Origin of the sequence: Blautia caccae, from assembly GCF_040095955.1 — a bacterium.
In the GTDB taxonomy this organism is placed as follows: Bacteria; Bacillota; Clostridia; order Lachnospirales; family Lachnospiraceae; genus Blautia; species Blautia celeris.
Genome location: NZ_JBBMFP010000019.1, coordinates 32,629 through 44,897 on the forward strand (window position 1 = coordinate 32,629; position 12,269 = coordinate 44,897).

Genomic DNA, 12,269 nt, shown 5'->3' on the forward strand with positions numbered 1-12,269 from the left:
AGGAAAGGATTGATATATGAGTAAAAATCTGAAAAAAAATTTGATGGCTTATGTGATGGTTCTTCCGGCATTCCTGGTGGTGATACTGACGGTGGCCTACCCGATTGTGACTGCCGTGATTCAAAGCTTTCAGAACAGTGAGACAGGAGATTTTACCTTGGCCAATTACACCTATTTCTTTACGGACAAGGCTCAGAGAAATAACTTGATGTATACCCTTTATATTGTGGCAGTGACAGTGGTGACTGCTATTGCGGTAGCTTATCTGCTGGCATTGTATCTGAGATTCATAAAATCAAGAATTTCCAAAACGATTGGTATGCTGTACCTTCTGCCCCGCTTTGTGCCGTCCATGTGTGCTGTGTACGCCATGATTACTATTATCCGTGATAGTGGCCTGATTAACCGGATTGGACAGCTTCTCGGTGTGGATATCAATATGGGAATGATGTATCACGCTAGTGGAATTATCACCATGAATCTGTGGTTCAATATTCCATTTGCTGCTATGATGATTGCAGCGGGCCTTAGCGGAATCCCCGATTCCATTATCGAGGCAGCCAGCGATGTGGGTGCTGGCAAACTGAGAATTTTTTGGAATATGATCCTTCCCTTGTCTTTAAAGGATGTGGTGGTAGCAGCTACTTTTGTGTTCATGTCCAACGTGAGTTCCTTTACCACCCCTTACCTGATGGGAGGGAACGCACCGAAGATGCTGGGCATCTCCTTGTATGATCAGTTTAACAGATACATGGACTATAACCGGTCTGCGGCGTTGTCTGTGATCATGTTCCTAATCTGCTCAGTATCTGCTGCTGTATATATCTACTCAAATCTGAAAGAAAACGATTGGGAGAAGTAAATAAAGTGAAGAATGAAATAACATGGATTACAGCACATTCCGGTGCAGACGGAACCTGTGAAAACAGTATGGAATTTGTTTATTATGTACTGACCACCTCTGCGGATATCCTGGAATTGGATGTGCGTAGGGACAAGGACCATAACCTGGTTATCGCCCATGATGAGACTGACGGCGGGGCGGTCAGTCTCCGGAGTGTTTTTACGGTTATGAGAAAGCATACCGAAATGCGTATGAACTGCGATTTAAAAGAATATGGACTAGAACTGCCGGTATTGAGACTGGCAGAAGAGTGCGGGCTGTCCCCGGAACAGATTCTGTATTCCGGAAGTGTTAGACCTCTGCGGATGGCGGAACCCTGCTCCTGGAGGGAGGTAGAGGTCTACTGGAATGTGGAAGAATGTATTCCGGACATTTGCGGGGATATTGGTCCGTACCATCCGAAAGATATCAGCACGGAGAGTACAGCCGAAAAACTGGTAGCTGCCTGCCGGGATTGCGGAATCAGCACTGTAAATATCTGCGAAAAATTTCTCAATGAAAGCTTTCTTTCTGTAATGAAGAAAAATGGGATTGGGATTTCCGCTTGGACGGTCAATGAACCTGTCCGAATCCGCCAGCTGCTGGGAATGGGAATACGCAACATCACTACCCGAAATCTGAAAGAGGCCCTCATGCTGCGCCGGGAAGGAAAAGCGTTATGATTCTTCTCAGAGAGCGTTACCGGTGGAAACCGGAAGATTCAAAAACCAATGTGAGGTTTTCTTTTGAGTGTCCCGAGGAGGTTATAAGCATTCGGATTCTTTTCAGTTTTGAACCAGATGCACTGACAGAACCGGAGGCCTGCCTCCCCATGATAGACAGGGCTGTCCGCCGATATTATGATGGAAGAGGTTTGGAGTATGACCAGATTTCTCCGGAAAGCATCGGCCCTCTGAAAAACTTAATCACGATTTCTCTGTCAAAAGACGGGAGTTATCTGGGAAACGCTCACTGCTGGCAGAAAAACCAAGTACATGAGATTACCAAGATGAAAGCTGCCCCCGGGTTTGTATGCCCACCCAGGGTGGCAGGAGTGTGGGAGGGCATGATTCACCTGCATGCAGTCTGCACGTTGAAATGTGAAGGTAGACTGATTATTGAAGGGAGGGTGTCCGATGCGTTGGTATCCGGTTGAGCTTCACACGCATACCTGTCACAGCGACGGAACTTTTACCGTGGAGGAACTGGTGCAGGCTGCAAAGATGAATGGCTACCGGGCGCTGGCCCTCACAGATCACAACACCGCCTCCGGTACACCCGAACTGATTGAAGTGGCCAGAGAGCAGGGAATTCTTCCGGTTCGCGGACTGGAGTGGACGACTTATTACGGCCACATGGTGGTACTGGAGGAGAACGGCTATACGGACTGGAGAGACGTAAAGCCGAATGAAATAGACGAGGCCATCCAATCGATTCATAAAAACGGCGGAATTGTGGGCATTGCCCATCCTTTTTCCTTGTCCGATCCGATTAATACCGGATATCACTGGGCATTTCAGATAAAGGATTGGTCTCTGCCCGATTATATAGAGGTATGGAGCCGGAACTATGCGCCCCACCGTCTGCAGAGTCTGCGAGCTTTTGGACTCTGGGATAAACTTCTGTCAGAAGGCTATCGAATCACTGCCATGACTGGACGGGACTGGCATAAAGATGACTGCCTTCCCTGCTGCTATACCTGGGTGGGAACGGAAGAAGAGTTGACAGTGAAAGCAGTTATGGATGCCGTCAGAGGTGGAAACATCTGCCTGACTGCAGGCCCTCTTCTGACTATGGAAGCCGTTACGGGAGGAAGAACGATCCCCTGCGGGGGAATTATTCCGGCGGGTGAAAAAGAACTGGAGCTGTATTTACAGATTCAGTCGGATGTATTGCCTTGTGTCTGGGAAAAGAAGCAGGTTCGCGCCGGGGAGATTCGCCTGATTGCCGACGGAAATGAAGTGGATCGATTTCCGGCAGGTGTTTCCTGTATTCGTAGGGTAAGAGTACCGGAAAAATGGCTGCGTGCGGAACTGTTCGGAAGCTATTACGGATTGGAAGACTGTAGGATTGCACTGACGAATCCCGTATACGTGGAGTAACGTATATCTTGTGGCACATCGATTTGTCCATGAAACCCACAGCTTCCATCATTTCCTTGATGATCCCCCCAAGGAAATCTTTCAGGATGCATAATGTTCCGGTTTCCTTCCGTCATTGCAAAAGAAGGAACGCTCATCAGCGTGGCTTGTTGCCTGCTGATAACCGTTCCTCTTTTTTAACTATTTATATTTTTGCGATATTCAGAAGGAGACATTCCTTTGGCTTTTTTGAAAATACGGCTAAAATAAAGAGAATTATCATAACCAATAATACGGGAAATTTCAGCAATATTATAGCGGGGATTTTGAAGCAATATCTCTGCATTGTAGATTCGCTTGGAAAGAATATACTGCATAGGTGTAAAACCCGTACATACTTTAAAGTTGCGGATGAACCAGCTGGTGCTTACATGATGTTCCTTTGCATATTCATCAATGTTGATTGGCTCGTTGTAGTGTTCGTTGAAAAAGGAAGCGGCCTTGTCTATTTCTTCAACAGCATGAGCATTGTCTATCTTTAAGGAGGTTTTGAAGTATCTCTGTAATTTGATAAAGATTTGTCGTAAATACATTTCTAATATTTCCTGATAGCTGTCCCGGCACATTTGCAATTCGTTTATCATCGCACGAAAAAGTTGTTGGTATTCCAGATTGGAACCGCAGGAAAAAACTTTTTTATCGTTTGTAAGTCCATAAGAACGGAGCAGATTGGTAACATTACTGCCAGTAAAATGAACCCAGTATACTTCGGTCTGATCTTCTGCGTAATACTCGTATTGCTGCGGTTCTTTCGGGCGGTAGAGTACCATATGCCCGGCATGAACAATCGTTTCTTTTCCATTAAAGTGAAAATGGGCTTTGCCGGATACAATATAAAGTAATTGAAAATCAATGCGACCTTTGGGACGCAAGGTATAAAAAACAGAACGAGTATAGAGTTTGTATGTCCCGCAACTGGTAACGATTAAGGGCTTGGTTTTGTCCTTTATATCGATGAGCGAATTGTTTAAATATGCCTTGTTGGTATACATTTGGTCCTCCTTATCTGATGCTTCAAAAAATGTATGTTGAAAATGGCTAAAATTCTGTAATACTATTTACTTTCTTACCGTAATTTTACCATTTTGTGCATATTTTGTCCAATTTATGATATAGGAAAAATATCTTTATTTTTTTATAATATCCAAGCAAGAAAAGGCATGACTAGAAACGTTGGAAGGAGACATATTAATAAGATGGAAGAAAAAAGATACCTGAAATGGTATAATGTGGTGGGCTATGGCTCAGGAGATATTGCAGGAAATGTAATATACGCATTTTTATCCTCATTTGTTATGATTTATTTGACGAACACAGTGGGATTAAATGCAGGTATTGTAGGTACACTGATTGCAGTGTCAAAATTATTTGATGGTGTTACAGATATATTTTTCGGTACAATGATTGACCGAACAAAGAGCAAAATGGGTAAGGCAAGACCATGGATGTTTTATGGATTCTTTGGTTGTGCCATTACACTGTTTGGAGTGTTTGCGATTCCTACCAATATTGGCCAGACCGCACAGTACGCATGGTTCTTTATCGCATATACTTTGCTCAACGCAGTATTCTATACAGCAAACAATATTGCGTATGCAGCATTAACATCACTGGTAACAAAGAACAGTAAAGAGCGTGTGCAGATGGGTTCATTCCGTTTCATGTTTTCCTTTGGTACAAGCCTGGTAATTCAGTCCATTACCGTCGGAGCAGTGGAAATGCTTGGTAACAATGCAGCAGCATGGAGAACGATTGCATTTATATACTGTATTGTGGGCGTTATTACCAATACACTTGCTGTATTTTCTGTTAAGGAGCTTCCAGATGAAGAACTGAAAGAAGATGGTCCAGTGGGAGAGGAAGATGATAAGCTTTCCTTTGTGCAGACGGTAAAACTTCTTTTCAGCAATAAATATTTTGCAATGATTTGCATCATCTACATTCTTCAGCAGCTGCGTGCAGCAATGGTAAATGTTGGTATCTATTTTATGACTTATGTGCTTTTGAATAAGAATCTGTATGGCGTATTCTCATGGGCAATAAATATTCCATTAATCCTTGCACTTGCAATTACACCTGCCCTGGTTGCAAAGATGAAAGGAATGTATAAGTTAAACAAATACAGCTATGCGTTTGCAACGGTATGCCGTCTGATAGTAGCAGTTGCAGGATATATGGGAAGTATTCCGCTGATGTTATTTTTCACAGTCCTTACATCCCTTGGGGAAGGACCGTGGCAGGGTGATATGAGTGCTGTGATTGCACAGTGTTCGGAACATACATATTTAAAAAGCGGAAAGAGAATTGACGGTTCCATGTTTTCTTGTACTTCGTTAGGTGTAAAGCTTGGCGGAGGTATTGGTATTGCACTTTCAGGCTGGATGCTTGATGTAAGCGGATATATTAACCTTGATAATGCGGTTCAGCCCGCCAGCTGTATCAGCATGATGTATTTTATGTACCTGTGGCTGCCATTCATATTTGATATTATTATTACAGTAATTCTTTCTTGTTTAAATGTGGAAGGCGCAAACAAAAAGTTAAAAGAAAATGTGCAGAAATAATAGCAAGATAGTCCAAAAAGTTTACTGTAGGGGCAATATGGAAAGTGAGGATAATTATGAACGCTGACATAAAATGGTTGGACAATCCGGAAGTGTTCCGGGTAAATCAGTTGGACGCACACAGCGACCATGGCTACTATACGGATTATGAAGATGTGGAAAAGAAAGATAATGGTCTTACACAGTCTTTAAACGGACAGTGGGATTTTTCTTTCAGCAGGAATGTAGGGAGCAGACCGGAGAACTTCTTTGAAGAAAACTTTGATGCATCCGGTTTTGACAAAATCATGGTTCCGGGACATATCGAACTGTCAGGCTATGATAATATCCGTTATATCAATACTATGTATCCGTGGGAAGGAAAAGAGTACCACAGAGGAGCTTACAGCATGGAAAGTACCGCAGATGAAGCGGGAATGTTTTCGGAGGCAGAATATAATCCTGTAGGCTCTTATATTAAAAGATTTGATTTAAATGAAAAAATGACAGGCAACAGAATCCGTATCTGCTTTGAAGGCGTGGAGCAGGCAATGTACCTATGGCTCAACGGTCAGTTTGTGGGATACGCGGAGGACAGCTTCACACCGTCTGAATTTGATCTGACACCATATATCAGACAAAAGGGAAATGTGCTAGCGGTGCAGGTACACAAGATGAGTACCGCAGCATTTCTGGAGGATCAGGATTTCTTCCGTTTTTTTGGAATTTTCAGAAATGTTACCTTAAAAGCAGTACCGGACATTCATATGGAAGATGTATGGTTCCATCCGGTATTAAATCAGGACAATGCAAGCGGTAAAGTATCTGTGACGATGAAGGTATCTGCTCCAAAAGGCCAGAAAGTAAATGCCCGCTTAGTTTTAAAGGACAGGGAAGGAATGCAGATATTGGAGGAATGCATTGTACTGGAAGAAAATAATGGAAGTCTTGCAGGCAAGATAAGTGCAGAGGCAGAAAACATCAAGGCATGGGATAATCACAGTCCGTATCTGTATCATGCGTTTGTGGAGCTTAGAAGCGAGAATGGCAAGTTATTAGAAGTTGTTCCGTATGACATTGGTTTCAGAAGACTGGAAATGATCGATAAGGTCATGTATCTGAATGGAAAGCGTCTGGTCGTTACCGGCGTAAACCGTCACGAGTGGAGTGCCAAGACCGGAAGATGTATAGGTATGGAAGAAATGGTTACTGATATTAACTGTATGCTGAGAAACAACATCAATGCAGTGCGTACCTGCCATTATCCGGATCAGATTCCGTGGTACTATCTGTGTGACGAAGCAGGCGTTTATGTGATGGCAGAAACCAATCTGGAAAGCCACGGAACTTTCCAGAAGCTCGGTGCGATTGAACCGTCCTGCAATGTACCTGGCTCTATCCCTCAGTGGATAGAAGCTGTGATTGACAGGGCAAGGAACAATTTTGAAACCTTTAAAAATCATACTTCCATCCTGTTCTGGTCTTTGGGTAACGAATCTTATGCAGGCGATGACATTGAAGCCATGAATACCTACTTCAAGGAAAAACAGGACGGACGTCTGGTTCATTATGAAAGCTCCTTCTACAACAGGGCGTATGAAGATACGATTTCCGATATAGAGAGCAGAATGTACGCAAAGCCTGCGGAAGTGGAAGAATATTTAAGCAATAACCCGAAAAAACCGTATCTTTTGTGCGAGTTCATGCATGACATGGGTAATTCCATGGGTGGACTTGGTACTTATATGAAGTTCATAGACAGATATGAAATGTACCAGGGCGGATTTATCTGGGACTTTATCGATCAGGCTCTCTTGGTAAAGGATGCAGTGACAGGAAAAGAAGTATTGCGGTACGGTGGCGATTTTGACGACAGACCATCAGACTATGAGTTTTCAGGCAACGGAATCGTATTTGCAGACCGTCAGGAAAAGCCAGCAATGCAGGAAGTGAGGTATTACTATGGTTTATACAAATAAGAGTAAATTAAGAGTAGTATATGGAGATTATACACTTGGCGTACATGGGGAAGGTTTTGGTTATATCTTTTCCTATGCGCAGGGAGGATTGGAATCCATCGTGAAAAATGGCTATGAGTGGCTGTATCGTTGTCCGAAGCCGACCTTCTGGAGAGCATTGACCGATAATGACAGAGGAAGTAAGTTCCATATCAAGAGCGGAAGCTGGTTTGCAGCGGATATGTTCATGGACTGTAAAGGAGTAGAGGTTATCATGGACGGAGTAGTGCAGAAACAGTATGCTCCTGACAATAACTGCTATGGTGGAGATGTGACTGCTGATGAGATTGTCGTGAGATATACATACGAAACAATTACAAATCCTTCTGCCACAGTAAAAGTTACTTATACGGTAAATGGAACAGGAAAAATCAATGTAGAGGTTCATTACGCTGGTGTGAAAGGTCTGCCGCAGCTTCCGGCATTCGGAATGAGATTTATCATGCCGACACTTGCAGAAAAATATTTATACAAAGGTCTGTCTGGGGAAACTTATCCGGACAGAAAAGCGGGAGCATCGGAAGGTATCTATGAGGTAAAAGATTTAAGCCTGACACCGTACCTTGTTCCGCAGGAGTGTGGAATGCATATGGATACGGACTGGGTGGAAGTTACAAGACATACAAGCCTTGACAACAGCAGAGCAGATATTTCCCCACAGATACTCCGAATTGAGAGAACAGACGAAGCATTTGCATTCTCCTGCCTGCCTTATACTGCAGAAGAGATAGAAAACGCAACACACCATGAGGAATTGCCGCCGGCAAGAAGAACGGTTTTATGTGTCTATGGTGCAGTGAGAGGCGTTGGTGGAATTGACAGCTGGGGCAGTGATGTGGAAGATGCTTCCCATATCAGTGCAGAAGAAGATATTAAGTATTCTTTTGTCATTTGTTAATGAGTAGATAAAGTTTAGATTCTTTTTTATGGAAAGCTGTTCACATTTCCCGCTGCGGAGCCGGATGCCTGCTGAAAAATCAGGGCACCGTTTTTTGACCAGGACATTGATATCGTCGTTAGTGGTTATTACAATTTGGTCATCCAGTTCGGGCAGGTCACCCGCTGTCCGTCACAGTATTGTGTGAGAATGGGCTGTCTGACGCCAGGCCTGGAGAGATAATCAGCGAACAGCTCATCCACCACCCGGGAGATGCTGTCAAAGATATTCCTTCCGTTCATCCACTTGTGGTCAAAGGCAGTGGAGGAGGTGATGGTAAAGTCATAGCCTTTATTCCGGTACCACTCCGTGTAGACCCGGTTCAGGGTAAAGGACATAATAGCCAGCACATTGGCGCGGATCGTCTCTGTGGGCCATGTGGCGTAGATCTCACTGGATGCCACATTTTTAATGTAATCCCGGTAGCGCACATAGAAGTTCTGGGCAGTGGGGTCTGTGGGGGCGCCGTCATGTACCACCACAAATTCCGGCACGACCACCCGGCTCAGAACAATCTCCCCGGATTCGTCCATGGGTTTGATCTCGTCTTCGGGTATTTTTTCCGGGTATGTGCCGAACAGGGTGTGGGCCGGAATGACAATATTCTGAAAGGTGTTCTCCGGCGTCTGGGCCTGGAGCCTTGCGGTCTGCAGGGCAGTGACCTCAGGCAGGATCTCCGCGCCGGAAATGTCCAGCGGCTCGAAATCCTCGGCTTCAATGTGGAAGGTGTATTCTGCGTAGGGCTGGTACTCAGAAGGTTCCATACTGTATTCCAGGGGCGGAGCGGGAAGCGTGATCTCCGGTGTCAGTCCGTTGGCATCCGTTTTCAGCTCATCAATAACAGAGGATGGTTCTCCCGTGTAGAGAATATCTATTGTGGCGTTTTCAATGGGGGTATTCCTGATCGCGGAGAGCACGGAAATCCTCAGACGGCCTTCATCCGGGTGGTCTGTCTGCATGGCTTTTATGGGAAAATAGTTCATAGGTAAAACCTCATGGCAGTTCGTTGGTTTAGGATATGCAGGCAGCGAAAAAATGTGACGGAATGATTGACAGAAATCATACTTTGTGCTAAGATTCCTCATAACATATGAGGCTTTACGGACTGGAGGACAGCAAATCATGAAAAAGATGCAGCGTGTTTGTTATGGTATTGCATTTTTTCTTTGTGTACTGTGCTTCTTTTTTATTTTTTCCCAGAGGCAGGAGAACAGGGATGCAGGAACAGGATCGACAGACGTATCCGGTTAGACTGCCATTACCCGGACTGTCCATACAGAGCAGTCCGCCGGTCTTCAAAAAGAAGAGACATTTTCAAGTCTCTGTTTCGGAAAAAATAAGGGAGAGGAGGATCTTTTTCTCAGGCTCCTTCCTCTGTCTGCCCTTTTACTTTCCTGTGCCCTTGTTTTTCTGTTTTCCGGAGAGACAAAGGCTTCTGTCTATGCCTTTTTCAGGCGCAGCTTTCTGCTGAACCAATCCCCCATGGAACGGATTTTTATTGTCCAGTATAAGGACGGAAAGAAGAGAAGTTTCCCTTTTATCTGATCGCGTAAAATTAGAACAGAAAGCAGGGAAAACATGAAAAATAAAAAAATACATATATGGATAGCACTGGGAATCATTGCTGTCTTTCTTTTCATTGCCTTTTTCGGCTGTGGAGAAGACATCAAAGGCATCCGGAATATGCGGTTCGGCATTGACATCCGGGGCGGCGTGGAGGCTGTGTTTGAGCCGGTGGGCATCACGAAAAAGCCTACGGCAGACGAACTGGAATCTGCCAGAAACATCATGGAGGGACGTCTGGATGCAAAAAACATCCTGGACCGGGAAGTGACCGTGGAAAAAAAGAAGGGCAGAATCCTTGTCAGGTTTCCGTGGAAATCCGATGAAAAGGACTTTAATCCCGAGGAGGCCATTGCAGAGCTGGGAGAGACAGCAAAGCTGACCTTTCAGGATGAAGACCACAAAGTGCTGGTGGAGGGCCGGGATGTTGCCGGCAGCTCTGTGGTGCAGAGCCAGGATACCAGGGAGTATAAGGTGGAGCTTCACTTTGACAAGCGCGGCACGGAGAAGTTTGCAAAGGCCACAGAGGACAATCTGGGCAGGAATATCGGTATCTATATGGATGATACGCGGATTTCCAATCCGGTGGTGCAGCAGAAGATCGAAGGAGGAGAGGCTGTCATTAATGGCATGGGTTCCAGGGAAGAGGCCCAGGCGCTCTCCGACAAGATCAATGCCGGCGCGCTTCCGTTTTCCATGAAGACCAGTAATTACAATACCATCAGCCCCACACTGGGAAACCGGGCATTAACATCCATGGTGACAGCGGCGGCAGCGGCCATGGTTCTGGTATGCCTGTTCATGAGCTTTTACTACAGGCTGCCCGGCGTGCTGAGCTGTGTCACGCTGCTGTTTCAGATGGCACTGCAGGTGCTGGCTATCTCCGTTCCCCAGTATACCATCACACTTCCCGGAATTGCGGGGCTGATCCTCTCGGCAGGCATGGCAGTGGATGCCAATATTATCATAAGTGAGCGGATCAGTGAGGAGCTGATGCACGGGGCATCGGTAAAGGCAGCAGTCAGAAATGGATACCAGAGAGCATTTTCCTCTGTGCTGGACGGAAACATCACCACAGCGGCTGTGGCTGTCATCCTCATGATGTTCGGCTCGGGAACTATGCTGAGCTTTGGATATACCCTGTTTACCGGTGTTGTGATCAACCTGTTTGCGGGAGTGTGGATGTCCAGAACCATGCTCACCTCTGTGGTGCAGTATAAATTTTTCAAACGCCCGTCCATGTTCCGCAAAAAAAGGGAGAGAAAGATTCTGGACTTTTCGGGAAAACGCAGATGGATCTTCCTTTTTACCGCCTGTGTGCTCTTTGCAGGGTCCATACTGAGCGCGGCAAACGGTATGAAGCTGGATACACAGTTTACCGGAGGCGTTATCCTGAAATATACCTTTACAGGAAATGCGGATATGGAAAAGCTGAAGGAGAAGGTGGAAACCGTGCTGGAACGGCCTGCCAACATGCAGATCACCCGGGACCCGGCAAGCGGGCAGCAGAAACTGGCAGTGACGCTGGCCGGAAATAAGGGGCTTTCACCTAAGGAACAGCAGGAGGTGACAAAGACACTGAACGCGGAGGGAGGACAGGAGTATAAGCTCTCTGAAACGTATGCGGTGGAGCCTTATATCGGGGCAAAGGCGCTTAAAAATTCCGTCATTGCCATTGTACTTTCCGCTCTGTTTATCGTCATATATATAAGGATACGGTTTTCCTCCATGTCCGGGCTTGCGGCGGGGATCTCGGCTGTGGCGGCACTTCTGCACGATATCCTCATCGTGGTGTTTGTGTTCGGCGTGTGCAGGATTCCGGTGAATGATGCCTTTGTGGCCGTGACCCTGACCATTATCGGGTATTCTATCAATGACACCATTGTTCTCTATGACAGGATCCGGGAGAACCAAAAGGACAGGGAAAAAGGGGAGACGCTGGCAAAGCTGGTGGACAGAAGCATCACGGAGACGCTGGGGCGGTCTGTCAATACAGCCTTTACCGTTGTGGCCTGCGTGTTTATCATTTATCTGTTTTCTGTTTTTTACCATATTGAATCCATCCAGGTATTTTCTCTGCCGCTTCTGGCGGGGATGATCAGCGGATGTTACTCTTCCGTATATATTGTAGGCCCTCTTTGGGTGTGCTGGGAAGAGCATAAGCAGAAAAAGAAGAAATAAAGG

Annotated in this window: 10 protein-coding genes; 8 read left to right on the plus strand and 2 right to left on the minus strand. The window is 45.6% G+C overall.

Features of this window, described 5'->3' with window-relative positions:
• Positions 1-16: 16 nt before the first annotated feature.
• Genes WMO65_RS18605 through WMO65_RS18620 form a run of 4 tightly spaced genes read left to right on the plus strand, consistent with a single transcriptional unit; the run spans position 17 to position 2,985 of the window.
• Positions 17-862 (plus strand): ABC transporter permease, encoded by an 846-nt coding sequence (locus tag WMO65_RS18605; RefSeq protein WP_103731348.1) that lies wholly within the window; start codon positions 17-19, stop codon positions 860-862.
• Positions 863-867: 5 nt separating this feature from the next.
• Positions 868-1,566, plus strand: a complete 699-nt coding sequence (locus WMO65_RS18610) for a glycerophosphodiester phosphodiesterase (protein ID WP_054352434.1) — start codon at positions 868-870, stop codon at positions 1,564-1,566.
• On the plus strand, positions 1,563-2,039 hold the full coding sequence (locus WMO65_RS18615) for a hypothetical protein (RefSeq protein WP_103731349.1): 477 nt from the start codon (positions 1,563-1,565) through the stop codon (positions 2,037-2,039). Before WMO65_RS18610 ends, WMO65_RS18615 begins: the two co-directional genes overlap by 4 nt.
• Complete coding sequence (locus WMO65_RS18620) at positions 2,020-2,985, plus strand: CehA/McbA family metallohydrolase (protein WP_103731350.1); 966 nt, start codon at positions 2,020-2,022, stop codon at positions 2,983-2,985. Before WMO65_RS18615 ends, WMO65_RS18620 begins: the two co-directional genes overlap by 20 nt.
• Positions 2,986-3,161: 176 nt before the next feature.
• On the opposite strand, the gene WMO65_RS18625 is transcribed toward WMO65_RS18620, so the two are convergent.
• Positions 3,162-4,016, minus strand: a complete 855-nt coding sequence (locus tag WMO65_RS18625; RefSeq protein ID WP_118743686.1) for a helix-turn-helix domain-containing protein — start codon at positions 4,014-4,016, stop codon at positions 3,162-3,164.
• A 204-nt stretch (positions 4,017-4,220) separates the two neighbouring features.
• On the opposite strand from WMO65_RS18625, the gene WMO65_RS18630 reads away from it, so the two are divergent.
• The 3 genes from WMO65_RS18630 to WMO65_RS18640 are packed head-to-tail and all read left to right on the plus strand — an operon-like array spanning position 4,221 to position 8,483.
• Positions 4,221-5,588 (plus strand): MFS transporter, encoded by a 1,368-nt coding sequence (locus WMO65_RS18630; protein WP_118594137.1) that lies wholly within the window; start codon positions 4,221-4,223, stop codon positions 5,586-5,588.
• Positions 5,589-5,644: 56 nt separating this feature from the next.
• On the plus strand, positions 5,645-7,546 hold the full coding sequence (locus WMO65_RS18635) for a glycoside hydrolase family 2 TIM barrel-domain containing protein (protein ID WP_148393545.1): 1,902 nt from the start codon (positions 5,645-5,647) through the stop codon (positions 7,544-7,546).
• Positions 7,530-8,483 carry a beta-galactosidase small subunit gene (locus WMO65_RS18640; RefSeq protein WP_103732980.1) on the plus strand — a complete coding sequence of 318 codons (954 nt, stop codon included), beginning with the start codon at positions 7,530-7,532 and terminating at the stop codon, positions 8,481-8,483. The genes WMO65_RS18635 and WMO65_RS18640 overlap by 17 nt, the downstream gene beginning before the upstream one ends.
• 128 nt (positions 8,484-8,611) lie before the next feature.
• Here WMO65_RS18640 and WMO65_RS18645 read toward each other — a convergent pair whose 3' ends face one another.
• Positions 8,612-9,505 carry a SpoIID/LytB domain-containing protein gene (locus WMO65_RS18645; protein WP_103732979.1) on the minus strand — a complete coding sequence of 298 codons (894 nt, stop codon included), beginning with the start codon at positions 9,503-9,505 and terminating at the stop codon, positions 8,612-8,614.
• Positions 9,506-10,100: 595 nt separating this feature from the next.
• On the opposite strand from WMO65_RS18645, the gene secF reads away from it, so the two are divergent.
• Positions 10,101-12,266, plus strand: coding sequence for a protein translocase subunit SecF (gene secF, locus WMO65_RS18650; protein ID WP_118594138.1), 2,166 nt, complete (start codon positions 10,101-10,103; stop codon positions 12,264-12,266).
• Positions 12,267-12,269 lie beyond the last annotated feature (3 nt).